Source organism: Natronococcus sp. A-GB7, from assembly GCF_029688865.1.
In the GTDB taxonomy this organism is placed as follows: domain Archaea; phylum Halobacteriota; class Halobacteria; order Halobacteriales; family Natrialbaceae; genus Natronococcus.
Genome location: NZ_JARUKV010000009.1, coordinates 65,609 through 89,933, shown reverse-complemented (window position 1 = coordinate 89,933; position 24,325 = coordinate 65,609). Strand labels below are relative to the sequence as shown.

Sequence of the window (24,325 nt, the reverse complement as noted above, 5' to 3'; positions counted from 1 at the left end):
GTATAGTGACCGGTCTTATTGGGATGTCCTGAGAAACTACCGTATGAGAACCGTGACTCCGTCCGAGCCAACCGACATTCTTCTCGTCGAGGACAATCCCGGCGACGCGACGCTGATCAGCGACGCGTTCGACCAGGTTGCCGACGACGTCCGAGTCCACACCGTTTCCGACGGCGCCGAGGCGATAAGCTATCTCTCCGATCACCGCGAAACCAGCTCGTTTCCCGATCTCCTCTTGCTCGATCTCAACGTGCCGCGAGTACACGGGCTCGAGCTGCTCGAGACACTCCAGGAGGAGTCCGGCCTGACCACGCTCCCAGTGATCGTGCTGACCTGCTCCGACGACGAGTCGGATATCGCCGAGAGCTACGACCGTCGCGCGAACGCCTATCTCACGAAGCCGAACAGCCACGACGAGTACGTCTCGCTCGCTCGAGCGGTCGACGAGTTCTGGGTCAGGACGGCCCAGCTACCGTCGGTGACGGCAGCATAGCGGTTTCGTTCGGACGGAGTCACTCGGCGCCCTCGAGAACGCTCGATCGCCGCTCACCGATCGTCGACGTCGTCGGAGTCCTTGCGTACCGTTCCAACCACTCGTTTTGCGACGGCAGCCGGAACGTCGGAGGGGAGGGTGAGCCGCTGCTGAACGAGGACGAGCCCGATCGCGAGGCCGATCAACACCGCGCCGACGGCCGTCTCGCCGCGGACCAGGAGGAACTCGAGTCCGGCGAGCGCGGCCGGCAGCGCGAGCACGAGGGTGCCCGCCAGCTTGATCGTATCGATGATTCCGGCCATCGACGCCGGCTACGAAGGGGCCCGTCAAAAGCGCGGCGGCTACCGATCCGTCACGGAACTGGAACGCATCCGCGTTCCGGAGCGGTTTTATCCGTCGGCTCGAACCCTCGGATATGTTTACGGGAATCGTCGAGGAGACCGGGACGATCGACGCCCGCTCCCGAACCGAGGACGGCCTCCGGCTCCGGATCGGCGCCGACGAGGTCGCGACCGGGCTCGAGCACGGTCAGAGCATCAGCGTCAGCGGCGTCTGTCTCACGGTCGAACGCTTCGAGGAGGGTGCGTGGTTCGAGGTCTTTCTCGCGAGCGAGACGGTCGAGCGGACGTATCTGGGCGACCTCGAGGAGGGCGAGGCGGTTAACGTAGAGCGGGCGATGCCCGCCGACGGCCGGTTCGACGGCCACGTCGTCCAGGGTCACGTTGACGCGGTGGCGACGGTTCGGGACGTCGAGTCCGTCGACGAGGACTGGTACTTCGAGTTCGAACTCCCCGCGGGCTACGAGCGCTACGTCGTCGAAAAGGGATCGATCACGCTCGACGGAATCAGCCTCACCGTCGCGGATCTCGCCGACGACGGAGACGTCACGGTCGCCATCATCCCCACGACGTACGAACTGACGACTCTCTCGGAGAAGGACGTCGGCGACCCGGTCCATCTCGAGGTCGACGTCCTCGCAAAGTACGTCGAACGGCTGCTCGAGGCCCGCGTCGAGTAGGTTAGCGCTGGCGGCTCGGCGGATCGAACTCGGTCAGCTCCGGCGACGGCACGTCGTCGGTGTCGCCTCGAATCTCCCGGTAGGTTCGCCGGTAGCGGGCGATCTTCCGGTAGAGGTAGTAGCCGATCGCGAGGTCGAAGACGATCACGTACGCGACGAACGCGACGCCGAACCCGATCGGATACAGCGAGGTGAGGACCTCGGGGACGATCCCGACGGTGGTGTTGTAGGTGGCGTGGACGAACGCGGCGATCAGCAGCCCCTTGACGACGATCGGACCGGCGTACTCGCGGTTGAACTTCGCCAGCCCGAGATAGTAGCCGGCGATCGCCGAGTAGATGACGTGACCGGGACCGACCAGCGCCCGCTGAGTCGCGATGTCGGTCGCCGCAGTGAGGGTCCCGACCTGGGCCTCCGCGACCGTGCCCGCGACGTAGATCGTGTTCTCGATGGCGGCGAAGCCGAGTCCGGCGATCGCTCCGTACACTGCGCCGTCGATCACGGCGTCGAACGTGTCGCTGCGGTACGCGAAGACCCGGACCGCGAGGAGCTTGACCGTCTCCTCGACGGGGCCGACGATCAGGAAGAAAAAGAGGATCGTACCGAGCCCGCCGAACAGCTGGAAGTACGGCCTCGTCACCGAGTTGACGATGGCCGCGAACGTCGCGAAGAGGATCGCGAGGATGAACGTCGCGACCAGTAGCCCCAGCGGCTCGTTCGTCGTGATATCGGAGTACCAGATGAACGCCGCCAGCAGGGCCGCCGGGACGACCGAGAGCCCGAAGAAGAGCGCGAGCCACGGATCCTCGAGGACGAGGACGCCGGGCTGGACGAGCAGGAAGGCGGTGATCGCGATGGCGACCCCGATGATGATCGCGTGGAGCCCGTAGGCGATCCCGTTGTACGTCGCGACCGAGAGCCGATCGAGCGCGTTTCGCGGCTCCCACGTCGAGACGTCCTGGAGGTCCGTCGACTCGTCGCTGGCCCGTTCGACCGGGTCGCGCCGTCGTTTCATGCGGCAGGATACTCCGCCCTGCCCGGTAATAGTTCGGCACGCCGCAGTCCGGGCCGGTGCGTCCTAGTATGATATCAGATCTCATGATAGGTATTAGGATCGGGCTTATGTGCACTCGATCGTGAGAACGGGTCACGATGTACAACGCGAGTCGCGGTATCCACTACACCGCCCCGCCGGGTCCCGAGGACGAGACCGAGGAGACGACCGAGAACGCAACCGAGTCGGCGACGCCCGCCAGCGCCGACGACGCCTCGTCGCCGGCCGAAACCGGTCTCGCCGCCGACGACTGAGACGGGCTGCCGTAACTGCCTCTCCGAGAGATTCGATCCGCCCAGCGATCGCTCCGGAAACGACGTACGCCAGACGGTACGACCGAGCGGTCGGCCGACGAACCGAACGCACAAAGGGGTGCCGTGCCAACGCCTCCGCATGCACTTCGATCAGCGAACGCAGCGGGCGCTTCGCGAGGTCGGCCTCGAGACCGACGAGCTCCGGGCCGCCTCGGAGGCGGTCGTCGAGGCCGTCGAGGAGGACGCCGACGCGCTCGAGGCCTTCTTCGACGCCCACGAGACGGTGTACTCGGACATGGAGATGGCCCACTCGAGCGCCGACTACCCCGAACACGCCGTCGAGGATCTCGATCTGACGACCCACGCCGACGAGATGCGCGGCTGGCTCCGCTTCGACACGTGGGGGGTCTACGTCGAGGACGGGCGCGTGCTGTCGGACGGCTCCGTCGAGCTGACGCTGGGGCCGACGATCCACGACCGGGTCCGGTTCGCGCCCGACCGCGAGACGCTTCGGTGATCGCCGTGTCGGGAACCGAACCGCCGCTTGCGGGGGGGCGACGATGACGACCGCTCGAGTGCGAGGGATCTACACGACGGCGCTGACGCAGCTACTGAACGACGACGGGCTCGAGGTCGTCCAGGCCTCCGACCCGATCCGCGAGCGCTTCGAGGAAGAGTCGTTCGCGGCCGCGCCCGCCGACGTCTCGCTCGAGACGACCCGCGACAGACAGGGCGTCGAGGTGTCGGGCGACCCCGACGCGGTCGAAACGGCCGTCTCGAGGGCCGAAGAGCTCGCCGTCGATACGTTTCGCTGGGACGACGACGCCCCTCGCGGCGCGGTCTTCGACGCCGAAGTGCTCGAGGCGGAGGGCGGCGGCGGCGCCGTCGTCGACCTCGGCGACGGCCGCCGGGGCTACCTCGAGTACGACGACGTCGACGGCTACGTCGACTCGGGGGACCGCTACCGCGTGCAGGTTCGCGAACCGACCCCGCCGTGGGACGACGACGATCCCCGGGTCGCTCCGGGGCTCGAGGCCGCGGGCGGGCTCTGTACGCTCTCGCGGGATCGAAGCGGCGTCTCCGCGAGTCTTCGCGGGGAGCGAGCCGAGGAACTGGTCGGGATGACCGATCTCCTCTCGGTCGACGTCCCCGAGGGCTGGGGGCTGCGCTGGCACCGGCCAGCCGCCGACGCGGACCTCGCGGCGATGAAACGGGCCCTCGAGGACGCCGTCGAGCGCGCCCGCGGGCTCGAGGATGCGCTCGTCGAGGCACCCGAGGAACCCGGATCGCCGAATCGGCTGGCGGCGCCCGAAGAAACCCGCTGGCTCTGGTTCGGTCGCGACTCCCGCTTCGCGCTCGACGAGCACCGCCGGGAGGTGGAGTCGACGATGCCGGGCCACCACCGGACCAAAGCGGCGGACCGAGCCGCGAGCGCGGCGGTCGACTTCGCGGAGGCGGTCTGCGGGTCGAACGGGTTCGGCGGCGAGTTTCCCTTCGACGCCGTCTCCCGGCAGTTCGGCCCCCTCGAGGGCGACCGCCTCGAGATCGGCCACGGGAAACCCGACGGCAGGCTGATCTCGCTGGGTTACGGCGACGTCACTGGCTGGGAGCCCGAGGGAACGATCACGCTCGAGCGCTCGATGCGCGGGGGCGGGACCTACGACGCGCTCGACGTTCCCAAGGAGGACGGCGACGTCGCGGTGACGAAGTTCCGCGAGGGGCGGTGGTGGTATCCGACGACCTACAGGAATAGCGAGGGGTCGGCGAAGGGGACCTACGTCAACGTCTGTACGCCCCTCGAGCTGTTCCCGGACTGCGTGCGCTACGTCGACCTCTACGTCGACGTGATCCGCACGCCCGACGGCGCGGTCGAGATCGTCGATCGCGAGGAGCTCGAGGCGGCGATGGACGACGGCCTCGTCGCGACGCCGCTGGGGGAGAAGGCCCTCGAGGTCGCCGAGGCCGTCGAGCGCGCGCTCTCGAAGTGACTACGAGGGCGGCGAAACGGCGCGGAGCGGTCGGCGACGGGCTCACGTCCACGGACGAATAACAGAAGCCTGCTTCGGGATGAAGCAGTCTCGTGAGAGAGTGGTGGCATCCAACTCAACACCCCCCACAGCACCCCGTGGTGCGTGCGGGAGGTGTCGGGCCCGACGTATATAATTACGTGATCAGTCCCCGCTTCGGGTCTCGCGTTGCGGCGGGGTCAGTCGGCCACGAGCTCCTTCAGTCCGCGAGTCTCGACGAGCTCTCCCCCCGAACTCGCCTGGCGTGAACTCGTCGGCGTCGGCGTTTGGCAACCGGCGGAGGCCGATCGAGTCCGTCGGCTCCGCTGTACTCGGGACCGGAACCGATCGGAGAATCACCGGGGAGACGAACCGACAACCGAACTCCTATCACCTCCGCGGGCAAAACGGCTCTGTATGACAAAGCGGGACGTCTCGCTTCCCGACGAGGCGGAAGCAGGAATGCGCGAGTTCATCGACGAGGTCGATCGGCGCCTCTCGAGCGACGAGGATACGTGCTCGGTCGTCGAGGACGTGCTGATCGACCTCTCGGGAGACCGGGAGGCCTACGAGCGCTGGAAGGGGGGCGAGTCGATGACACCGGCCGAACGGGTCCGCCTCCAGAGCTACGATCCGTGCAACACCACCCTGGAGAGCGAGTACTACGCCGAGAAGGACGAAGAACAGTTCCGCCACTCGAAACACATCCAGTGGCTCTGGCGGCAGTTCGACAGCCTGCCGATCGCGGACAACGTCGAGTTCGCGCTACGGTTTCGACGAATGCTCGCCGACCACCTCTTCGAGGAGTGTGGCGAGAACTGCCGGTTCTTCAAGGGCGTGACGTTTACCTACGGCCACAACATCTCGATCGGAGACAACACCGTCGTCCACGACGATGTCCACCTGGACGACCGCGGGAAGCTGACGATCGGCGACCGCGTCTCGGTCTCCGACGGGGTCCACGTCTACAGCCACGACCACGACGTCGTCGACCAGACCGAGGTTCGTAACTACCACACGATCGTCGAGGACGACGTTCGACTGACCTACGACTCGATGGTCCGTGCCGGCTGCAAGGTCGGCGAGAACGCCATCGTCGGCGCTCGTGCGATCGTCCAGCACGACGTTCCGGCCCACCACATCGCCATCGGCATGCCCGCCAAGAGCGTCAAGATCAAACCCGGCTGGGAGGACGTCGCCACCCCGATCGACGAGGCCGGCGTCAACCGCCAGGAACAGCGCCACCTCGAGTACGACCTGCCCGAGGATCTCGAGGTCTTCGACGAGTTCCAGCGCGATCTCCGCCCGCCGCAGTAGCCCCGAGACGACGAGTCGGGCCGAGAGCCGAATCGGGGCTCGTTCAGCGACCAACTACTGTCACGGCGCGATGAGGGAGGGAATACCCAAGTGCGTTGAGACCGTATCACACGGTGATGGAGCTCTGGGGCTGGCTCGTCGGCTACGTGGTGCTGTTTGCCCTCCTGCATCTGTTACTGTACTACGTCTACGTCCGCCGTGAGGACGGCGACGGTGTCCAGTCGCCGTCGGTCGCGGACCCCGGTCGGAGCCAGTCCCGCTCCTCGCCCGGCACCGACCGCTACCCCTCGGCGCCGGACGGCGTCGGCGACCCCGACGACGGCGAGGCCGAAGTCGACGTCGACGGGGAGACGATCAGGTGTCCACACTGCGGCGCCAGGAACGACGCCGATCAGACGTTCACCTACTGCTGGAACTGCGTCTCGGGACTGCGCCAGTAGCGTTAGACTACCGCGCGTTCGATCCCTCAACGCCGTGTTGAACGACCGGGGAACCGTTACGTTGCACCTAACGTCGGCTTGACCCGCCGAACGGCTGCAACCGTTCCCGGAGCCGTCGGAAACGGTTTCCTCGCTTTATCCGCGACGAAACCCATCCTCGAGTCGTTTCGGTGACGGCGCGAGGCGGTCACGAACGATTCGATATGGAACGAACGGAGCTCACGAGCGTCGACGAGGGAAAACGCGTGCTGAACGCCGACGGGACCGCGGTCGGCCGACTCGTCCGGGTCGACGACGGCCACGGGTACGTCGATCCGGATCCGACGATCGTGACCACGCTGCAAGCCAAACTCGGCCTTCGACCCGACGGGACGGCCGCCCACCCCCTCGACGCGGGAAGCATCGAGGAGATCACCGACGACGCCGTCCGTCTTCGGGGGACGCTCTGACCGACCCGGAGAGCGACCCGACCCGCTCGAGCAGCCGATCGAGTCGGGACTCCGCCCGACGCTTGGCGATGATGACCGGACACTCCGCTTCGCGGCCGACGGCGTCCGCGACCGAGCCAATCACCGGCGGACGGATCAGCCCGGTCCCGGTCGCGCCCAGCACGATCAGATCGTGCTCGGTCGCAGCCTCGAGGATTCCCGTCGCCGAGGAGGGAGCCTCGACGAGCCGCTGGTCGACCGGAACGGCCGGGAACGACGCTGCGGCGCGGCGAAGGCGACGCTGTGCGGTAGCTCGGTCCGCCATCGGTCCCTCGTCGGTCACCACCGAGAGGACGGTGACTCGGGCCCCGTTCATCGCGGCGATCGCGGCGGCGATGTCGCTCGCCAAGCCGGCGTGGGGCCCGCCGACGGTCGGGACCAGCACGCTGTCGACGCCGTCAGCGACCGTCCCCATCCGTTCGACCAGCACGTTACACGGCGGTCGGCGCAGTACAGGGTCGACGGAGGTGCCCAGCACCGCGTCAGCGGTGCTGGCGCGTTCGCGCCACCCCATGAGCAAGACGTCGGCCCCGACCTCGTCGACGGCGTCCCGGATGGCTCCCGGCACGTCGCTGTCGACCCGGAGGTCGGTCGTGATCGGCACGTCCGAAACGTCCTCGGCTCGCTCGAGCAGCTGCGTGCTCTCCTCGGCGTACTCCGCGGAGATGTGATCGTCGGAGAACAGCAGGAACGGCGAGCTAACCGGCTTGTGCTCGATCGCGATCGCGTGAATGCGGCCGTCGTGTCGGATCGCCAGGTCCGAGGCCGTTCGCAGGAGCTGCTCAACAGTCGCGGGGTTCGACAGCGCGACGAGGACCGTGTACTGTTCCCCCATACCATACCTTCGCAGGCCAGGTGCAAAAGCGTCACCCGCTGGCGTCGACAGTAACGGTACGTTCAGCCGCGTCGTCGGCGCTCTCGACCCGAACGGGGAACGTATCCGCGGTGGCGACCGGGTAGGTCTCGTACCCGAGCACGACAGTTTCAGTCGTCCCGAACGGCACGGTGACGGCGGCGGTGTCGACCCGTTCGCGATCCGTCCCGACCAGGAGCTCGAGCTCCTGGGTGGTGTCGCCGACCGCCATCATCCCGCCCTCGTTCTCGACCTCGACCGTGATCTCGAGCCGATCGCCACCCTCGAGGGGTTCGTTCGTTCCGACGATTTCGACCGCGAACGGGGGTCGGATCTCGGGGCCGTCGACCGACGCCTCCGGGCTGGTCCGGCCGTCCTCGCAGACGACCCGCGCCCCGGTCGGGTAGCCGGCGTCGATCCAGCCGGGGTTAGTCCGGGCAAGCGTCGCCTCGTCGCGTTCCCCCTCGAGGTCGTCGACCCGGACCACCGTCCGGTTCTGGCCCTCGATCCAGACGACGCGGTCGAGTCGCCCCTCGGGATCGCGCGCGACGAGCCTGCTCTCGACGACGTCGTCGACGCCGACGGTCGCGTCCGCGTCGGGGTCGCTGTCGAACGACTCGATCGCGGGAGGATCCCGACCGTCGGGAGCGACCTCGAGGCGCCACTCGTGGCTCGCCGATCCCGTCTCCGTGGAGACGGTCGCGTCGACGTCGTAGGTGCCCGCCGTTTCGGGCGCCGCGAGGTAGGCCCCGGTCCCCGTCAGGAAGGTGTAGTCGTTCGCGAGCGCGAGGTCGCCCGCGATCGCGTCGTCGGCCTCCCACTCGAGGTCGGTCGGCTCGAGCCGTCGTCCCGTCGCGACCTCGAACAGCACCGTGGTACCCGGCCGGACCGTGACCTCGTCGGCGTCGGGCCTGATCGCCGCGCTCTCGCCGTCGTCGGTGCCAACCACGGTGACGGTTCGCTGGTCGGCGTCGGTCCCCGCCTCAACTCTGACCGGAAACGACTGGGTGCGCCGGACGCGGGGGGTTTCGTACCCCATCGTGACCGACGCCGTCTCGTCGGCCTCGACGCCGACGGATCGCTCCTCGACCGTCTCGGGATCGTGTCCGACCACGAGGCGCGCGTCGACGGTCGACGTCGTTCGGCCCTCGAGATCGGCCGTCACCTCGAGGCGCTCGCCGGCCGCGACCGGCGCGTTCGTCTCGCGGAGCCGAACCTCGACGTCTTCGGATCGGGTTCGGGTTCGACCGACGGCGCCCGACGTCGCCGCGAGCACCGTTCCGGCCGCGATACCGCCGAGGACGCGACGACGTCCGTATCGTCGTGACTGTCGGTCCCACCACATGGTGCTCGAGGGGCGTCGGGCCGACGCGATAACTCCCGGGGATCGTTACCTCGATAAGGAGGGATTCACGGGTCGCAGGCGATCGAAAACGAGCCGTTCAGTTACGGAAGGTGTCGTAGGCGGTGCTTACGGCGTTCAGACGCCGGTGGAGTACCGGAGGATGCCGGCGAACCCGCCGAAGGCGTTGTAGAGCTGTTCGCCCTTCTCGAAGTCCGTCGAGATGAACTTCGTCTCGGTGCCGCGCTGTTCGGCGATCTCGATGAGGTGGTCGATGGCGTCCTCGCGGTTCTCCTCGGTCGCCTCGACCTCGCTTCCACAGTCGCTACAGCTGTGCTCGGGCGTCGCCTTCCGTCGGTCGACGACCTCGCGATCGGTGTTGCCACACTCCTCGCAGTCGTAGGTGATAACGTCCCGTCGCAGATCCTCGCTGATCAGCAGGCGGTCGACGGCCCCCATCATCAGGTTCCGGCGCGTCTGCTCGAACCCGTAGGTCGCGAGGTCGCCCGCGTTGAGTTCCTCGAAGAACTCCTCCATCTGCTTTTTGTCCTTCATCACCTCGGCGTCGGCCAAGGCGTCCTCGGCGTTGTCGACGAGGTCCTTCAGGCCGGACTCGTCGGTGTAGGCGACGTCGAACTTGCCGATCACGTTGTCCTGGATCTCGTGATGGAGGTAGTCGCCGTCGAGGAACTCGTCCTTGGTCGGCGACGGACCACCCACGAGGATGCCGTCGAGCTCGTGCCGTTTGGCGACGAACAGGTCGTTGGCCATGCCGGCGACCTCCTGGTAGAAGTTGTCGATCGCCTCGAGTCGAAGCCGGGCGAATCGCTGGGCGGACTGGCCACCCTTCCGCTGCTTGCCGGGCACCAGCGACGAGGCGGACTTGACCGCCTCGACCCGTTTGCCCTTCAGCCAGCCGACGTTTGCCTCCCGGCGATCGAGGACGATCAGCCCGTAGAGACCCTTGTCGGCCATCATCTCCTCGAGCGGCTCGATGAGGAAATCGGAGTCGCAGTGGTAGCGGAAGGACTCGACGGGCTGGGGCGGGCTCTCCAGGACCTTCGTGACCATCTCGGTCCGGCCCCCGCCGGAGTCGACGGCGCCCGAGAACAGCACCATCCCGTTTTCGGGCGGGTAGGTGTCGTAGTACCGTAGCCGGTCTTTGATGCTCGTCAGCGCGTCCTGGACGGCCGTCCGGGTCTGCTTGGACTTGATGTTGGCCGCCTCGCTGTGTTCCTGGGTGACGTGCTGGACGACGTCGCTGATCTGGCGGTCCTCGGGGATGTAGATCGAGACGAGCTGCGTGCCGGAGCCGTCGAAGTCCTTGAGATCCTCGATGACCTTCCGGAACTCGTACTTCTTCCGGTCGGATTGCTCCTGTTCGGCCTCCTGGCTCATTGGGCGTACAAAACGGTGCTGTGGCTAAGTATCCTTTGACACGTGCTACGCGCCCGCCGATGGTTCACGCGGCCCGCGGCTGCCGATAGGCTGTCATCCGGCGGCCTACATCGAGCGCGGGGCCTCGACGCCCAGGATCGAGAGGGCGTTCGCCACCGTATGCCTCGAGGCCGCGACGAGCGCGAGGCGCGCCTCTCGGACGTCGGGATCGACGTCGTCGGCCAACACCGGACATTCCCGGTAGAAGGCGTTGAACCGGTCGGCGAACGTGCGCGTGTAGGTCGCGACCTGGTGGGGCTGGAGGTCGTCGGCGGCCTCGTCGACGACCGCCGGGAACCGCGCGATCGTCTCGAGCAGCTCCCGTTCGGCGGGGTCCTCGAGCAGGTCGACGTCGGCCGCGGAGTCGAGGTCGATATCCTGGCCCTCGAGGTCGGCCGCGGAGTCGAGCCCGGCCTCCTCGAGGATCCCACAGCAACGTGCGTGGACGTACTGGACGTACGGGGCGGACTGGGCCTCGAAGTCGAGCGCCTGTTCCCACTCGAAGGTGATCGCCTTCGAGGGCTGTTTCGAGACGATGTCGTACCGAACTGCACCGATGCCGACCTGGTGGGCGATGCGTTCGATATCCTCGTCGGTCAGCTCGTCGTCGCGGATCCGATCGTCCAATCGGTCCTCGACCTCCTCGCGGGCGCGGTCGATCGCCTCGTCGAGCAGGTCGTCCAGATCGACGCCCGTCCCGCGTCGCGTCGACATCTTCCCCTCCGGGAGGTTGACGTAGGAGTACAGCACCTGCCGGAGCGGTTCGGTATCGTTACCGAGTAGCTCGAGGGTCGTCCGAAGCTGGTCGGCCTGGAGCGTGTGGTCCTCGCCTAGCACCGTCACCGCGTTGTCGTAGTTCTCGAACTTCCACTCGTGGTGAGCCAGGTCCCGCGTGGGGTACAGCGAGGTGCCGTCGGCCCGCAGGAAGACGAGGTTCTTGTCGATTCCGTGGGCGTCGAGCTCGAGCTGCCAGGCGTCCTCTTCGTACACCGCCTCGTCGAGCTCCTTGAGCCGCGCGACGAGGTCGTCGGTGTCGCCGTTGCGCATGAACCGGGTTTCCTTGACGAACTCGTCGAACTCCGCGGGCAGGCGGGCGAGACATGCCTTCATCCCGCCGAGTACCTGGTCGACGACCTCGCTGACCCGCTCGTAGGCCTCGTCGTCGCCGGCCTCGAGGCCCTGCATGATCGACTCGATCTCGGCCTCCGCGTCGGCGACCTCGTCCTCGGGGGCGTTCTCGAGGACGGCGTTGCCCTTCCGGTAGTAGCGCACGAGATCGTACTCCGGGCGATCCCGCTCGGGCTCGCCCTCGAGATCGTCCTCGTCGAACGTCTCGTAGGCCCAGGTGAAGACGGCCATCTGGCGGCCCGCGTCGTTGACGTAGTAGTGGCGGTCGACGTCGTAGCCGGCGTAGTCGAGCAGAGTGGCGACCGCGTCGCCGATGATCGGGTTCCGCGCGCGGCCGACGTGGACCGGCCCCGTCGGGTTCGCGCTCGTGTGTTCGACGACGACGCTCTCCTCGCGGTTCTCGAGGGCGCCGTAGTCGGCTGCCGTCGCCGTCTCGAGCGTGTTCTCGAGGTAGGCCTCGCTCGGCAGGAAATTGAGGTACGGCCCCTGGGTCTCGATCGCCGCGACGTATGTCAGCTCGTCGACGTCGATCTCTTCGGCGAGTTCGGCGGCGACCTGCGGCGGCGGGGCGCCGGCCTCGCCGGCCAGTCGGTAGGCGACGCTCGAGGCGAGGACGCTGTCGACGTCCTCGGGCGGTTCTTCGATCCCGAGATCGTCGGTCGGGTAGTCGAGCGTCGACAGCGCCGTCTCGAGGGCGCTCTCGACCTCCGCGCGTAGGGAGAGGAACATACCCGCCCGTATTCAGGGGGCAAGTAAAGGAATGTCGGGTTCCGTTCCGGACCGCCGCGGCGACCCCGTCAGGTTCGGTTTCGGAGTGCGGCGGCGACTCCGTCGGGCGATTCGTGTTCGCGCCCTGAAATGGACGGCCGCAACGTCAACCGTAGCAGTTCCTTCCGGAGAGTGCATGACGACGCTAACCGAATCCGACGAATCCGAGTCCGAGTCCGAATCCGAGTTCGACGAGCTGGAGGCGCTCGAAGAGACCCCACTCTCGTCCGGGGATCCGGTGACGGTCGCGGCCGCGATGTCCGTCGCGTACTCGTGGTACCTGTTCTACCTCAAGGAGGACAAGGTCGCCGGCCTGTTCGTCGGTCTCTGGGCGCCAACGCTGCTGGGCGCCGCGGCGTACTTCCAGCAGAAGGAGCTGTACGCGAAACTCGAGAAGGGTCTCACCTTCGCCTAAATCCGGTCGGTTCGAGCGCGAAGAGACCGCAGTAACCGCATGATTCTCACTCGATTTTTAGCCCGCTGCCAGTCAGCGGCACGACGACGTCCGCACCAGCGTCCAGCACGCCGTCCTCGCGGTAGCGCTCCAGGGCCGCCGGCGCGACCGCACAGGTCGGCTCGACGTAGAACCCGCTTCGGTGGAGCCGCTCCAGGGCGTCCTCGATCGCGGCCGGCTCGAGGGAGATGGCGTCGCCGTCGGTCCGCTCGATCGCCTCGAGGATCTCGTCGAGGCGGGCAGGTTCGACGATCTGAATCCCGTCGGCGACGGACTCGGTGTGGCCGGGTTCGGCCGCGACCGTCTCGCCGAACCGGTTTGCGACGGGCGCGTAGCCCGCCTCCTGTGCGGCGAGTAGTCGCGGCAGTTCGTCGATGATCCCCGCCTCGAGCAGCAGCGAGAAGCCCCGGTAGGCCCCCAGAAACAGCGTGCCGTGTCCGACCGGGAGCACGACGGCGTCGGGCGCCGTCCAGTCGCGCTGGGCCGCAATCTCGAGGGCGAACGTCATCGTCCCGGCGTAGAACGCGGGGTTCCAGGCGTGGCTGGCGTACCAGCCCGCGCCGGGCTGGCGAGTAGCGACGTCCGATTCGGCATCGCCGGGGCCGCCCCTGCCGTCCCCGCTCCCGCCCTCGACGGCCTCGATACAGGCGTCGGTGACGTCCTGGCGACTCCCCTCGACTCGAACCGGTCGGGCGCCGGTTCGCTCGATCGCACCCAGCTTCGCCGCCTTGACGTCCGCCGGAACGTAGATCTCCGCGTCGATTCCGGCTCGAGCCGCGTAGGTCGCGATCGCGGCGCCGGCGTTGCCCGAGGAGTCCTCGAGGACGCGGTCGACGCCGAGTTCGGCCGCCCGGGAGAGAGTCGTCGTCGCACCCCGATCCTTGAACGACCCCGTCGGGAAGACGTACTCGAGTTTGAACTCGGCGTCCCACTCCGGGGCGTCGACCAACGGAGTAAACCCCTCACCCAGAGAGACCCGCTCGTCGATCGGGAGCCAGGGTGCGAAGTTCCAGAGGCCGCGACCGGGCTCGAGTTCCAGGACCTCCGGATCGTCGGGGAGCGGTCGATCGGCGAACTCGAGGGGGCTCCCGCAGTCACAGCGCCACGGCTCGTCGGGGCCGGCCGCGTGGACGGCGCCGCAGTCGGGACAGGTGAGATCGGCGGCCATCAGTACTCGTCAATGTCGGTCGCGACCGAACAGACGTACTCCCCCGTTGCGACCTGCGGGAGTCGACGGCTCCGCCAGAGGATTCCGTCGCTGTCGGCGGTCACCGTCTGCTTGGGCTCGCCGAAGGGCGTCGTCACGGTAAACAGCGTGTCGCCGGTGGTCACTCGGTCGCCGAGATCGGGTTCGAGATCGACGAGTCCGCCGGCGGGCGCGCCGAACTGCTCGAACCCCTTCGCTCGGGTCTGGGGCTCGGGGCTCCGATCGCCCTCGAGGAAGCCGTAGTAGCGAAGCACGTTGAACACGCCCTCGACGCCCTTCCGGATGCTCGTCTCGTCCCAGCCGACGCAGCCGCCGAGTTCGGGGTCGACGGTCGGGACCCCCTCGTCGGGCGCCGCGCGGGCGAGCTGGCCGTCGGGCCCCTTCTGGTCGAGGATGTAGCCACAGCCGAAGACCTTCGCAAGCTCGAGACACTCGCCGTGGAGGCGGTGGCGGGTGCCACAGCGAACGCGGACCTCGTCGATCATCCGGCTGGTCGACCCCTGGTGGAGATCGAGAATGAGATCCGCGCGGGTGGCCGCCTCGAAGGTGGCCGCGGCGATCCGCTCGCTCGAGGTGCCCGCCGCGTTACCCGGGTACGCCCGGTTCATCTTCGTATCGTCGATCGGATTGCGGTGTTCGGCGACCTGGAACCCGTGGTAGTTGACGATGCCGACGATCAGGATCGTGCCGCTGAGTTCGGTCGGGTCGAGCTGCGGAACGACCCGCTGGACGACGCCGACGCCGTTGAGTTCGTCGCCGTCGCTGGCCGCTTGCAGATAGAGAGTCTTTCCGGGCTCCGCGCCGTTTACGACGGCGACGGGGAGACCGAACGGGCTCCCGTCTCGGGTCTCGCCGACCTCGAGACGACCCGTATCGATCTCGCCGGGGCCCGCGCTCGCCGTTCCGAGCGTCGTTGTCATGTGTTCTGAGGTTGAACCCGTCAGCCTTTATTGATTCGGTTGGATCCCGCCGGGAGCGGGCCGATCGCCCGTTCGAGCGGACGGTCCCGCGGCGACGACGGGACCGACAGTCGCCGTGGAAGCCTTTTATCCGGTCGAGCCCGAAACAATCGCGTGAACCGACGTACGATCCTCGCGGCGTCCGGCGGTGCCCTCTCGGCGACCGTTGCCGGCTGTGCCGGCGTTCTCGAGACGGACGACGGCGACGACGACCTCGCGGTCGAGGAGGTCGCCGACGGCTTCGAACACCCCTGGAGCCTCTCAGTCGTCCCGGACGACGGTCGACTGCTCGTGACCGAACGGGAAGGGGCCCTCTCCGTCCTCGACCCGGACGACGGCGACGTCGACGACGTCGACGGCGTTCCGGACGTGTACGCGGAGGGACAGGGCGGACTGCTCGACGCCGCCTTCCACCCCGAGTTCCCGGACGAACCGTGGCTCTATCTGACCTACGCGACGGCCAACGACGACGGCGAGTCGACGACGGCCCTCGGCCGTGGCGAACTCGACCTCGAGGCAGGGAGCCTCGAGGGGTTCGAGGAGCTGTACGTCGTCGAGCCGTTCGTCGATTCGGACGGCCACTACGGCTCCCGGGTCGTCTTCGGCGAGGACGGCGCGGCCTACGTCACCGTCGGCGACCGCCAGTCCAAGGAGTTCGGACCCGACCACTACTCCCAGGACACGACCACCGGGATCGGGTCGACGCTGCGGCTCGAGCCGGACGGTTCGATCCCCGAGGACAATCCGTTCGTGGACGAAGATGACGCCGAGGACGCGATCTTCAGTTACGGCCACCGCAACGCTCAGGGGATGACCGTCCACCCCGAGACGGGCGAGCTCTGGCAGTCCGAACACGGCGAGGAGGACGGCGACATGCTCCGTATCGTCGAGGCGGGGGGGAACCACGGTTGGCCCGTCGTCCACTACGGCTGCGAGTACGGCACCGACGAGCCGGTCGGCGACGAGTTCGACGACCGGGACGACGTCGTCGACCCGGTCTACTACTGGGAGTGCAACAGCGGCGGGTTCCCGCCCGCGGGGATGACGTTCTACGACGGCGACGCCTTCGAGGAGTGGGCGGGCGACCTGTTCGTCGGGAACCTCGCCGGGGAGTACCTGGGACGGTTCACCGTCGACGGCACCGACGTCGAGGAAGTCGATCCGCTGCTCGAGGGCCAGGGGTGGCGGGTTCGGGACGTCGTGACCCACCCCGATTCGGGCGCGCTATACGTTGCCGTCGACGACGCGGACGCCCCGATCGTTCGCCTGACGCCCGAGTAAGGAGTTCGTCTCGAGGGGTGAACGCGAGTCGTAGCGGTTCCGACTCTGTATTTCGGTGAGCGGCGTCAGTCCTCAAGACGCATCGGCTGTCGCCGACGGTACGTGAGCGTCCGCCAGACCCACTCGACGGGTCCGAACCGGAACCGTCCCAGCCACCACACCGACAGCGGGATCTGAACCGCCCAGATCAGGACGACTACGCCGAGCAGCTCCACGCGGCTCAGCTGTCCGAACAGGCCGAGTCCGTGACCGTAGAAGATCGTCGTCGCCAGGACGGTCTGGAGCAGGTAGTTCGAGAACGCGGTGCGGCCGACCGCCGACAGCGCTCCGACGACGACACCCCCGCGGGCTCGCCGACAGAGCAGCATGATTCCGGCGAGGTAGCCGAGTGCGAGAAACAGGGAGCCCCAGTAGTTGAACTGGAACGCGAGCGTAACTACGGGTAGCGTCTCCCAGGCGAACGCTTCTCGAACCCACACCCCGGCGAGGACGAGCGCGAGCCCGACTCCGCCGGAGCCGACGAGAACGCGTCGGTAGAAGCGCGTGCTCCGCCTGTTGGAGATGACGCCCCACCTGTAGAGCGCCATGCCGATGATCATCAGTCCGCCGAGCATCCAGAACGCCTCGAAGAGGAATCCGAGCGTGTGAAACTCGAAGGCGACGGGAGCGCGGTGGGCCAGCTGGTCGAACCAGCCGCCCTGATAGATCTCGATCTCCCGCGCCGGCGAGAGCCCCCCGCCGAACGAAGCGAGCAGCTCGGCCTCGAGCTCGGCCCGACCGTCCTCGGGGAGCCCGAAGTATCCCAGGCCGGCCAGAAGGTAGAGCAGCGACGGAATCGCGAACATCGCGATACCGAGGGCGAACTGACGGGCAGGTTCCCACCGCCACACCCAGACGACGAGGAAGCCACAGAGCGCGTAGAGGACGAGGATATCGCCGTACCAGAGCAGGTACGCGTGTCCGAGGCCGATGACGAACAGCCAGAACGTTCTGGCGAGATGGAGCCGTCGACCGGGCTGGCCCTTTCGCTCCTTCGACTCGAGGAATAGCACGATTCCGGCGCCGAACATGAACGTAAACAGCGTCACGAACTTCTGCTCGAAGAAGACGTGACTGACCAGCCAGGCGAGGTAGTCAACGCCAGTGAAGTTCCCGTAGAGTGCCGGGTTGATCGACGCCACCGCCGGCATGCCGAACAGCCAGATGTTGATCACCAGGATCCCGAGCAGGGCGAACCCGCGTAGCGCGTCGAGAGCGACGATCCGATCGGTCGGGGCCGTCGGTCCGGGCTCGTCGGGAGCCGACGTCGTTTTAGGGGTGGCGGATGCAGCGGCCGACGTCGAACCGTCGTCGCCGTTCGTCATCGGTGGACGTACCCCATTCGGATGGTCGGTGCTGCCTCGAACGCCCCCAGCGAACGCACGGAGACAGGCTGTGCCATGATACGGTCGAATACGAACGAAGTTGTATATATTGTTACTGTTCGAGAACCGTACAGGGCGGAGGGCGAGTTCCGAACGACGCCCGCGGTCGACTCGATTTCGACGCTGCTAGACGAACGGCTGGTAGTAGTACGGGCTGACGAACCCTTCGATGAACGCCGCGATCGCGAGCACGATCCCGAGGCCGACGACGACCCAGAACGCCCGATCGAGGGCCTCGACGACGTCACGTCGGCTCGCGCGTCCCCTGAACGCCCGCCAGCCGACGACGCCGAGCCAGAGCCCGAGCGCGCTGGCGACGAAGATCGCGGGCACCTCGAGGATCCCGTGGGGGACGACGAACGCCACGAGTTCGACGATTTCGACCTCGAGTCGGGCGACGGCACCGAGCACGACCCCGTTGAACGCAAGCGAGAACAGCGCCGGAATCGCCAGCGCCAGCCCGCCGAAGGCGGTGGTGTACGCGACCGTCCAGTTGTTCCCGAAGAACTCGAGGGCGGCCGTCGGCGGGACGTGGCCCTCGAGGCGCTCGTCGATGGAGGTTTCGACCGTTCCCGCGAGGGGTTCGGCCAGCTCCCAGCCGGCCCAGAACGTGCCGACGGCGGCGACGACGACGAACGCGTGCAGGAACGGCGTCGCCCGAACGAACGAGAACATCTCGGCCCAGCCCCGACGGAGCCCGTCGGCGAAGCGACTCCGGAACGGGCGCTCCGGAGGCGACGGCGGGGAGAGCTTCCCCTTCGGACCGCCGTACAGCGCCGTCTTCAGCAGATCGAGAAACGGGAAAACGACCAGCGTCGTGAGCAGCGTTCCGAGGGAGGGGACCTCGGCGACGACGAGTAGCCCCGTGAGAACCGACAGCGCGACCGACGCGCCGACCGCGAGGACGTAGTAGAAGCCGGCCGCGATCGGGTGTCGACGGAGGAATCCGAGGGTCGCCGACAGCGAGCCGAACACACCCGCGTCGTCGACGACGACGGCGACGGGAGCGAAGGCGAACACCGCTCGAATCGCCGCGACCGCGACGGCTGCCACGAGCAGGGTCGGCAGAACCACGACGACGGCGGCGACGCCGGCCCCGGTCGCAGGCGCGAGGACGGCGCCGAGCAACACGGCGCCGACGAGCGCAATCGTCCCGACGGCGAGCCAGGCGACGATCTCGAGCAGGTAGAGCCCGACAAAGCGGAGCCAGAACCGCCCCGCGCCGGCGAGACCGATGACGAGCCCGCGGTCGTCCCGGAGCCGCCCGTAACAGGCCGAGAGCTGGGCGGCCGAGACGGCCGCGTAGAGGGTTATCGCCAGGACGATCGAGCCGAATATGACTACGACCGCGAGCAACTGAAGCTCGAGCGGCAACAGCTGCTCGGCCAGCGGAGCGACCTCCTCGGCCCAGGCGTCGAACGCCTCCGGATCCGCCTCTGGATCGGGAGGGTCGGGGATGCCGGTCTCGAACTCGGTGAGCACGGCGTCGAGCCGTCCGGAGAGTTCGAGGTAGACGAAGGCGACGGCGATGCCCAGAAACGGGAGGATGCGGACGATCGCCGGGATCGCGGCACCGAGCAGGTAAAACGGCAGGATGTCGGCGGGACGGCGACGAAGCACCGCGACGGCGCCGGCGACCGCATCGGACAGTGTCATAGTATCGAATTTCTCGATTGACGGGTTAAATCATCCGCTCGAGGAACCCGAGCCGCAAATCGCGGGGCGGGGTGAGGTCAGTTGTACGTCCGATCGTCGAACGTGTCGCCGCCATCCGACTCCTCGGGCCCGGAGTTCGACAGCCGAGGAGTGAACCCACCCGTGAGGATTACAGCGACGACGACCAGCGCAGCCGAGAGGACGACGAAGTCGGCGCTCGGGTCGTAGCCGTCCAACCCCGCACCCGTCGAGACGACGAAGATCGCGACCGTGAAGACGACCGTCGCCAGCGCCCCGACGACGACGATACCGATCACGCTGCCGAGCAGTCCGCGGAGGACGTTTCGTACTGCTGTTATTGGTTTCCGTTTCCGGTCCGGGGTCGTAGTGGTTGCGGCTGACCGCAGGCGTCAGCGGGCCCCTTTCGTGCGACACGCCGGCACGTGTCGTGGAGACGTTTAGGTGAGCCGACGACGTACCGAGGGTATGGTAACCACACTCTCTGCAGATCGGCTCGCGGAGCTACAGGACGACGACGAGGAGTTCGCGCTCGTCGACACGCGTCCCGAGGACAGCTACGAGTCCTGGCACGTCTCCGGGGCGCTTCACTTCCCGTTCGGTCCGGAGGAGGAACTCGACGGCCGCCTCGAGGAGTTCGAGGAGCTGGTCGACGACGCCGAGCGGGTGATCACCATCTGCGCGAAGGGGATCTCCTCGGGGAACCTGGCGACCCAGCTCGAGTCGGCGACCGACGCCTACAACGTCGAGACCGTCGACGGCGGGATGGAGGGCTGGAGCGGCGTCTACGAGACGGTCGAGCTCGAGGGAACCGGCGACGCCCGGATCGTCCAGGTTCAGCGCCGTGCGAAGGGCTGTCTGGGCTACGTCGTCGGCTGCGCGTCGAGCGGCGAGGCCGTCGTCGTCGATCCCACCGCGGACACCGACGAGTTCGCGGTCGCCGCCGAGGAGGCCGGGCTCTCGATCGTCGGCGTGATCGACACTCACGTCCACGCCGACCACGTCTCCGGGGGCCGCCAGCTCGCCGACGAGCTCGAGGTGCCGTACTACCTGGGCGAGCGGGCTACCGAGCGCGACGTCGAGGTCGAGTACACCGCCCTCGAGCGCAACGAGGTGCTCGCGGTCGGCGAGCGCGAGCTGAAGGCGGTCGCCACGCCGGGCCACACCAGCGAGATGATCAACGTCCTCGTCGACGACCGAGCGCTGCTGACGGCCGACACCCTACACGTCGGCTCGACGGGACGAACGGAGCTCGAGTTCAGTGAAGACGAGGGCGAGGAGGGCGCGCGGCTGCTCTACGAGACGCTTCATCGGACGATCCTGGCCGAACCCGAGAGCGTTCGCGTCCTCCCCGGTCACGTCACCGTTACGGCCGACGGCGAGTTCGAACACGGCTCGCCGGGTGCGGAGATCTCGACGACGATCCGGGAGGCACGCACGGGGATCGACGCCCTCGAGCTCGACGAGGAGGCGTTCGTCGACCGCCTGGCCGACGCCGGCGAGAAGCCCGCCAACTTCGAGGAGATCATCGAGCGCAACCGCGGGGCGCTCGAGCTCCCACCGGAGGAACGGGTCGAACTCGAGATGGGACCGAACAACTGTTCGGCGTGAGTGCCGTCGGTCGCTCGAGTTGCCCCGCGGACGTTCCCTCGCCGATTCGGTACCGACGGTCGACCCACCCGTCTGTTACCGACTCGTCGATCCGTCACGGCTCACCGACCGATCGCCGGCTCACCGAGTAGTGCGGCGCTCATCCGCCCGCAGACGTAGGCGATCGCGTTCGCGACGTGGACGAAGACGACCAACAGTGCCGCGCCGAGCGCGCCGGCCAGCGCCGCCTCCGGGACCGTTTCGATAGACCAGACGAGCGGCTCGCCGTTGAGTTCGCCGAACTCGGCATCGGTGGGGTATCGAAGCGGCGCGAGGAGAAGCTCGGCGATCCACGCGAGCGCGATCACGCCCAGAAGAGCGACGACGGAGACGAGCGTCTTCATCGAGAGGAAGCCGACGGCTCGCCACGTCGAGGGCGCGTCGACGTACGCGCGGAGCCGCGAGCGAGTTCCGGGCGCGTCGTCGACGTCCCCGTACCGCTCGAGGTCGAGCCCCAGCAGCGCGTTCGCGAGCCGCCGTTCGAGCCCCGCGGCGATCCTGGCGCCGAGGAGGGCGACGAAGAGGATCGCCACACCGACGAGCACGAGCGTCAGGAGCAGCCCCAACAGGACGCCGAAGCCGAACGTGAAGTAGTACAGAAAGCCGAGCGGGATCGCCAGAAACAGGTAGAGAAGGTTCTTGTACGTCTGGCGGGCGACGAGCGCGCCGACCGCCCGACGTCCGGTGCGTCCGATTCGTGCGACAGATGTCATCGGTAGCTGAACAGTTCAATTCTGACAGCAAAAACCCTTGGTCGCCAGCTACCGGCTGTACGTCTCGAGGCGAACGATCCGTCCGTCTCCGAGTTCGAAGACGTCGGCGAACTCGAATAGCGCCGACCCCGTTTCGTCGTCGACCACCCGTCCCCGAACCGCGACCCGTCCGCCGTCGGCGAGGACGTCCTCGAGGTCGTGGCGCGTCCGCTTGTTCGGCCGGTCCTCGCGCATGAACTCGACGAACGCCTCCCGATCCTCGAACCGGCGGTCCGGACGCTGCTGGACGAACTCGGGAGCGAGGACGTCCTCGAGAGCGTCGTACTCGTGGGCGTCGAGCGACTCGTAGTAGCGTTCGACGAGGGCGACGGCGTCCATACCCCACGTAGCGAGCCGACTATCAAAAACGGCGGCGGTCCGGAGGCGACCGTCGCCGTCGCGTTTCGCCGTCCTGCTGTCGCTTCACGTACAAAAGCGGAATTCAGCGAACGCTTACTTCCGTGCCCCTCGATACCACGCACATGGCGACGACCGACGAGTTTCGGACGGCGATCCCGCTCGAGGAGCTGCGAGAGCAGGGGCGCGCGCAGGTCAGCGTCGACGGGACGCCGCTGGCGCTGTTCTACCACGAGGACGAGGTTCGGGCCGTCGACAACCGCTGTCCCCACATGGGGTTTCCCCTCTCGGAGGGGACCGTCGACGACGGCGTCCTCACCTGTCACTGGCACCACGCGCGGTTCGAACTGGCCTGCGGCGACACGTTCGACCCCTGGGCCGACGACGTCCAGACCTACCCCGTCGAGATCCGCGACGGCGACGTCTGTGTGAATCCGAACCCCGAACGGGACCTCCCGCCCGACGAACACTGGGCGAACAGGCTCGAGACCGGGCTCGAGGAGAACCTCGGGCTCGTCCTGGCGAAGGCGACGATCGGGCTGCACGACGCCGGCGTCGACCACCGCGAGGCCACCGCGACGATCCTCGATTTCGGCACCCGCTACCGCGAGGACGGCTGGGGACCCGGGCTGACGATCCTGGGCTGTCTGGCAAACGTGATCGACGACCTCGAGCCCGAGGACCGAAAGCGGGCGCTGTACACGGGTGCACGGCGGGTGGCGAGCGACTGCGCGGGCGAACCGCCGAACTTCGATCAGCCGTCGTTCGCGACCCGAGAGGTCGAGTTCGACCGACTGAAGCGCTGGTTCTGCGACTGCGTCGAGGTCCGGGACGCCGACGGCGCGGAGCGGTGTCTGCGAACCGCCGTCGCGGCCGACCGCTCGGAGCGCGAGCTCGCCGAACTGGTCTTCGCCGCCGCGACCGACCACCCCTACCTCTCGACGGGTCACGTACTGGACTTCGCGAACAAAGCCTTCGAAAGCCTCGAGCACGCCGGTCCGGAGCACACCGACGATTCCCTCGCGGCGCTCGTCGAGCCCCTGGTGACGGCCGACAGAAGCGACGAACGGTCGTCGTGGCGCCGGCCCGTCGACCTCGTCGGCCTGCTCGAGGACGTCTACGGCGGTGACGTCACCGAGACGAGCGGGCTCGAGGCGCTGGTCGCCGAGGACGCGAGCGCGGAGTGGGAGCCGCCGACCGACCTCCGGGAGACGCTGCTCGCGGACGATCCCGAGGCGATCATCGACGCGCTCGCGGACGCGGTTCGGGAAGGCGCAACGAGCGAGGCCCTCGCGAGCGAGGTCGCCGGCGCTGCTGCGATGCGGGTCGCACAGTTCGGTACCACCAACGAGTTCTCCGACTGGAACACGGTCCACCACACGTTTACCTACGCGAACGCGGTTCACGGGGCGACCCGCCGGACCGACGCCGTCGAACTCTACCGGGGCGTCTTCGATGCCGCGATGAGCGTCTACCTCGATCGGTTTCTCAACACGCCGCCCGCGCCGATTCCGGAGCCGGGTGCGAACGACGCCGAGAGGGAACCAGAGGAGGTCCTCGAGGCCCTGCTCGGAACGTTCGACGTCGAGGGCGAGGTCGACGAGGCCGGACGGCTCGTCGGCGAGTTCTTCGACTGCGGAGGCGACCCCGAAGAGCTAAAGCGGGCGCTCGGCCACGCCTTGCTGCGCGAGGACGCCGGCTTCCACACGATCCAGAACCTCGAGGCCGCGTTCCGGCAGTTCGACCTCACGGCGGAGGGGACGGACGGAGCGATCGACCTCGAGTCCCGCCGTCGGGTACCGCTGATCGCGACGGCGCGGTACATGGCCGCACACTTCCCGACCAGACGCGAGACCGAGCAGACGTTTACGATCGCCGCGCGGCTCAATCGCGGCGAGGCGATCCACGAGGAGTGAACTGCTCGACTCGAGAACGGGGAGACGGTACCAGAACGGAACTGCCGATACTG

Annotated in this window: 25 protein-coding genes; 12 read left to right on the top strand and 13 right to left on the bottom strand. The window is 67.7% G+C overall.

Features of this window, described 5'->3' with window-relative positions; translation table 11 throughout:
- Positions 1-43: 43 nt before the first annotated feature.
- Positions 44-493 carry a response regulator gene (locus QA609_RS10020; RefSeq protein ID WP_278302464.1) on the top strand — a complete coding sequence of 150 codons (450 nt, stop codon included), beginning with the start codon at positions 44-46 and terminating at the stop codon, positions 491-493.
- Positions 494-546: 53 nt separating this feature from the next.
- Here QA609_RS10020 and QA609_RS10015 read toward each other — a convergent pair whose 3' ends face one another.
- On the bottom strand, positions 547-795 hold the full coding sequence (locus QA609_RS10015; protein WP_278302463.1) for a hypothetical protein: 249 nt from the start codon (positions 793-795) through the stop codon (positions 547-549).
- 113 nt (positions 796-908) lie between these two features.
- On the opposite strand from QA609_RS10015, the gene QA609_RS10010 reads away from it, so the two are divergent.
- Positions 909-1,511: a riboflavin synthase gene (locus QA609_RS10010; protein WP_278302462.1), complete on the top strand. Its 603-nt coding sequence runs from the start codon at positions 909-911 to the stop codon at positions 1,509-1,511.
- A gap of 1 nt (position 1,512) precedes the next feature.
- Here the strand turns inward: QA609_RS10010 and QA609_RS10005 are convergent, their stop codons facing one another.
- Complete coding sequence (locus tag QA609_RS10005) at positions 1,513-2,526, bottom strand: PrsW family intramembrane metalloprotease (protein ID WP_278302460.1); 1,014 nt, start codon at positions 2,524-2,526, stop codon at positions 1,513-1,515.
- Positions 2,527-2,663: 137 nt separating this feature from the next.
- On the opposite strand from QA609_RS10005, the gene QA609_RS10000 reads away from it, so the two are divergent.
- The 6 genes from QA609_RS10000 to QA609_RS09975 all read left to right on the top strand — a co-directional run bounded on the left by QA609_RS10000 (position 2,664) and on the right by QA609_RS09975 (position 7,031).
- Positions 2,664-2,819: a hypothetical protein gene (locus tag QA609_RS10000; RefSeq protein ID WP_278290905.1), complete on the top strand. Its 156-nt coding sequence runs from the start codon at positions 2,664-2,666 to the stop codon at positions 2,817-2,819.
- Positions 2,820-2,958: 139 nt separating this feature from the next.
- The gene (locus QA609_RS09995) at positions 2,959-3,336 is read left to right on the top strand and encodes a hypothetical protein (RefSeq protein WP_278302459.1); all 378 of its coding nucleotides are present in this window, start codon (positions 2,959-2,961) and stop codon (positions 3,334-3,336) included.
- 43 nt (positions 3,337-3,379) lie between these two features.
- Positions 3,380-4,807, top strand: coding sequence for a DUF402 domain-containing protein (locus tag QA609_RS09990; RefSeq protein WP_278302458.1), 1,428 nt, complete (start codon positions 3,380-3,382; stop codon positions 4,805-4,807).
- A 435-nt stretch (positions 4,808-5,242) separates the two neighbouring features.
- A complete protein-coding gene (locus QA609_RS09985; protein WP_278302457.1) occupies positions 5,243-6,142 on the top strand; it encodes an acyltransferase in 900 nt (299 codons plus the stop codon).
- 116 nt (positions 6,143-6,258) lie between these two features.
- Positions 6,259-6,582 (top strand): hypothetical protein, encoded by a 324-nt coding sequence (locus QA609_RS09980; protein WP_278302456.1) that lies wholly within the window; start codon positions 6,259-6,261, stop codon positions 6,580-6,582.
- 203 nt (positions 6,583-6,785) lie between these two features.
- Complete coding sequence (locus tag QA609_RS09975) at positions 6,786-7,031, top strand: PRC-barrel domain containing protein (protein ID WP_278302455.1); 246 nt, start codon at positions 6,786-6,788, stop codon at positions 7,029-7,031.
- On the opposite strand, the gene QA609_RS09970 is transcribed toward QA609_RS09975, so the two are convergent.
- The 4 genes from QA609_RS09970 to argS all read right to left on the bottom strand — a co-directional run bounded on the left by QA609_RS09970 (position 6,994) and on the right by argS (position 12,559).
- Positions 6,994-7,905 carry a universal stress protein gene (locus tag QA609_RS09970; protein ID WP_278302454.1) on the bottom strand — a complete coding sequence of 304 codons (912 nt, stop codon included), beginning with the start codon at positions 7,903-7,905 and terminating at the stop codon, positions 6,994-6,996. The two genes, QA609_RS09975 and QA609_RS09970, sit on opposite strands and share 38 nt — an antisense overlap.
- Before the next feature lie 31 nt (positions 7,906-7,936).
- Positions 7,937-9,268, bottom strand: a complete 1,332-nt coding sequence (locus QA609_RS09965) for a hypothetical protein (RefSeq protein ID WP_278302453.1) — start codon at positions 9,266-9,268, stop codon at positions 7,937-7,939.
- A gap of 135 nt (positions 9,269-9,403) precedes the next feature.
- Positions 9,404-10,663 (bottom strand): peptide chain release factor aRF-1, encoded by a 1,260-nt coding sequence (gene prf1 / locus QA609_RS09960; protein ID WP_278302452.1) that lies wholly within the window; start codon positions 10,661-10,663, stop codon positions 9,404-9,406.
- Positions 10,664-10,768: 105 nt separating this feature from the next.
- Positions 10,769-12,559, bottom strand: coding sequence for an arginine--tRNA ligase (argS, locus tag QA609_RS09955; protein WP_278302451.1), 1,791 nt, complete (start codon positions 12,557-12,559; stop codon positions 10,769-10,771).
- A 175-nt stretch (positions 12,560-12,734) separates the two neighbouring features.
- Here argS and QA609_RS09950 point away from each other — a divergent pair, with 175 nt between their 5' ends.
- Positions 12,735-13,013 carry a hypothetical protein gene (locus tag QA609_RS09950; RefSeq protein ID WP_278302450.1) on the top strand — a complete coding sequence of 93 codons (279 nt, stop codon included), beginning with the start codon at positions 12,735-12,737 and terminating at the stop codon, positions 13,011-13,013.
- A gap of 46 nt (positions 13,014-13,059) precedes the next feature.
- Here QA609_RS09950 and QA609_RS09945 read toward each other — a convergent pair whose 3' ends face one another.
- Both QA609_RS09945 and QA609_RS09940 read right to left on the bottom strand, forming a co-directional pair.
- The gene (locus QA609_RS09945) at positions 13,060-14,220 is read right to left on the bottom strand and encodes a pyridoxal-phosphate dependent enzyme (protein WP_278302448.1); all 1,161 of its coding nucleotides are present in this window, start codon (positions 14,218-14,220) and stop codon (positions 13,060-13,062) included.
- On the bottom strand, positions 14,220-15,179 hold the full coding sequence (locus QA609_RS09940) for a succinylglutamate desuccinylase/aspartoacylase family protein (RefSeq protein WP_278302447.1): 960 nt from the start codon (positions 15,177-15,179) through the stop codon (positions 14,220-14,222). Before QA609_RS09940 ends, QA609_RS09945 begins: the two co-directional genes overlap by 1 nt.
- A 153-nt stretch (positions 15,180-15,332) precedes the next feature.
- Between QA609_RS09940 and QA609_RS09935 the strand changes: the two genes are divergently transcribed.
- Positions 15,333-16,499 carry a PQQ-dependent sugar dehydrogenase gene (locus QA609_RS09935; protein ID WP_278302446.1) on the top strand — a complete coding sequence of 389 codons (1,167 nt, stop codon included), beginning with the start codon at positions 15,333-15,335 and terminating at the stop codon, positions 16,497-16,499.
- A 65-nt stretch (positions 16,500-16,564) separates the two neighbouring features.
- On the opposite strand, the gene QA609_RS09930 is transcribed toward QA609_RS09935, so the two are convergent.
- The 3 genes from QA609_RS09930 to QA609_RS09920 form a co-directional block, all read right to left on the bottom strand.
- On the bottom strand, positions 16,565-17,863 hold the full coding sequence (locus tag QA609_RS09930) for a DUF418 domain-containing protein (RefSeq protein WP_278302445.1): 1,299 nt from the start codon (positions 17,861-17,863) through the stop codon (positions 16,565-16,567).
- 186 nt (positions 17,864-18,049) lie between these two features.
- Positions 18,050-19,579: a stage II sporulation protein M gene (locus QA609_RS09925; protein ID WP_278302444.1), complete on the bottom strand. Its 1,530-nt coding sequence runs from the start codon at positions 19,577-19,579 to the stop codon at positions 18,050-18,052.
- Between the two features lie 77 nt (positions 19,580-19,656).
- Complete coding sequence (locus QA609_RS09920; RefSeq protein ID WP_278302544.1) at positions 19,657-19,938, bottom strand: hypothetical protein; 282 nt, start codon at positions 19,936-19,938, stop codon at positions 19,657-19,659.
- 127 nt (positions 19,939-20,065) lie between these two features.
- Between QA609_RS09920 and QA609_RS09915 the strand changes: the two genes are divergently transcribed.
- A complete protein-coding gene (locus QA609_RS09915) occupies positions 20,066-21,208 on the top strand; it encodes a rhodanese-like domain-containing protein (protein ID WP_278302443.1) in 1,143 nt (380 codons plus the stop codon).
- 101 nt (positions 21,209-21,309) lie between these two features.
- On the opposite strand, the gene QA609_RS09910 is transcribed toward QA609_RS09915, so the two are convergent.
- Together QA609_RS09910 and QA609_RS09905 are read right to left on the bottom strand one after the other, a co-directional pair.
- Positions 21,310-21,960: a sensor domain-containing protein gene (locus QA609_RS09910; RefSeq protein WP_278302442.1), complete on the bottom strand. Its 651-nt coding sequence runs from the start codon at positions 21,958-21,960 to the stop codon at positions 21,310-21,312.
- Positions 21,961-22,008: 48 nt separating this feature from the next.
- Positions 22,009-22,338 (bottom strand): nuclear transport factor 2 family protein, encoded by a 330-nt coding sequence (locus QA609_RS09905; protein WP_278302441.1) that lies wholly within the window; start codon positions 22,336-22,338, stop codon positions 22,009-22,011.
- A gap of 143 nt (positions 22,339-22,481) precedes the next feature.
- Here QA609_RS09905 and QA609_RS09900 point away from each other — a divergent pair, with 143 nt between their 5' ends.
- Positions 22,482-24,272: a Rieske 2Fe-2S domain-containing protein gene (locus QA609_RS09900; protein WP_278302440.1), complete on the top strand. Its 1,791-nt coding sequence runs from the start codon at positions 22,482-22,484 to the stop codon at positions 24,270-24,272.
- The last annotated feature ends 53 nt before the right edge of the window (positions 24,273-24,325 follow it).

Excerpts from the sequence above, each read along its gene's own strand:
- QA609_RS09970 (WP_278302454.1), bottom strand. The coding sequence starts at position 7,905 with ATGGGGGAACAGTACACGGTCCTCGTCGCGCTGTCGAACCCCGCGACT.
- QA609_RS09990 (WP_278302458.1), top strand. The coding sequence starts at position 3,380 with ATGACGACCGCTCGAGTGCGAGGGATCTACACGACGGCGCTGACGCAG.
- QA609_RS10015 (WP_278302463.1), bottom strand. The coding sequence starts at position 795 with ATGGCCGGAATCATCGATACGATCAAGCTGGCGGGCACCCTCGTGCTC.
- QA609_RS09900 (WP_278302440.1), top strand. The coding sequence starts at position 22,482 with ATGGCGACGACCGACGAGTTTCGGACGGCGATCCCGCTCGAGGAGCTG.
- QA609_RS09950 (WP_278302450.1), top strand. The coding sequence starts at position 12,735 with ATGACGACGCTAACCGAATCCGACGAATCCGAGTCCGAGTCCGAATCC.
- QA609_RS09985 (WP_278302457.1), top strand. The coding sequence starts at position 5,243 with ATGACAAAGCGGGACGTCTCGCTTCCCGACGAGGCGGAAGCAGGAATG.
- QA609_RS09905 (WP_278302441.1), bottom strand. The coding sequence starts at position 22,338 with ATGGACGCCGTCGCCCTCGTCGAACGCTACTACGAGTCGCTCGACGCC.
- QA609_RS10000 (WP_278290905.1), top strand. The coding sequence starts at position 2,664 with ATGTACAACGCGAGTCGCGGTATCCACTACACCGCCCCGCCGGGTCCC.
- QA609_RS09975 (WP_278302455.1), top strand. The coding sequence starts at position 6,786 with ATGGAACGAACGGAGCTCACGAGCGTCGACGAGGGAAAACGCGTGCTG.
- QA609_RS09915 (WP_278302443.1), top strand. The coding sequence starts at position 20,066 with ATGGTAACCACACTCTCTGCAGATCGGCTCGCGGAGCTACAGGACGAC.
- QA609_RS10010 (WP_278302462.1), top strand. The coding sequence starts at position 909 with ATGTTTACGGGAATCGTCGAGGAGACCGGGACGATCGACGCCCGCTCC.
- QA609_RS10020 (WP_278302464.1), top strand. The coding sequence starts at position 44 with ATGAGAACCGTGACTCCGTCCGAGCCAACCGACATTCTTCTCGTCGAG.
- argS (WP_278302451.1), bottom strand. The coding sequence starts at position 12,559 with ATGTTCCTCTCCCTACGCGCGGAGGTCGAGAGCGCCCTCGAGACGGCG.
- QA609_RS09945 (WP_278302448.1), bottom strand. The coding sequence starts at position 14,220 with ATGGCCGCCGATCTCACCTGTCCCGACTGCGGCGCCGTCCACGCGGCC.
- QA609_RS09995 (WP_278302459.1), top strand. The coding sequence starts at position 2,959 with ATGCACTTCGATCAGCGAACGCAGCGGGCGCTTCGCGAGGTCGGCCTC.
- prf1 (WP_278302452.1), bottom strand. The coding sequence starts at position 10,663 with ATGAGCCAGGAGGCCGAACAGGAGCAATCCGACCGGAAGAAGTACGAG.
- QA609_RS09925 (WP_278302444.1), bottom strand. The coding sequence starts at position 19,579 with ATGACACTGTCCGATGCGGTCGCCGGCGCCGTCGCGGTGCTTCGTCGC.
- QA609_RS09940 (WP_278302447.1), bottom strand. The coding sequence starts at position 15,179 with ATGACAACGACGCTCGGAACGGCGAGCGCGGGCCCCGGCGAGATCGAT.
- QA609_RS09980 (WP_278302456.1), top strand. The coding sequence starts at position 6,259 with ATGGAGCTCTGGGGCTGGCTCGTCGGCTACGTGGTGCTGTTTGCCCTC.
- QA609_RS10005 (WP_278302460.1), bottom strand. The coding sequence starts at position 2,526 with ATGAAACGACGGCGCGACCCGGTCGAACGGGCCAGCGACGAGTCGACG.
- QA609_RS09965 (WP_278302453.1), bottom strand. The coding sequence starts at position 9,268 with ATGTGGTGGGACCGACAGTCACGACGATACGGACGTCGTCGCGTCCTC.
- QA609_RS09910 (WP_278302442.1), bottom strand. The coding sequence starts at position 21,960 with ATGACATCTGTCGCACGAATCGGACGCACCGGACGTCGGGCGGTCGGC.
- QA609_RS09930 (WP_278302445.1), bottom strand. The coding sequence starts at position 17,863 with ATGACGAACGGCGACGACGGTTCGACGTCGGCCGCTGCATCCGCCACC.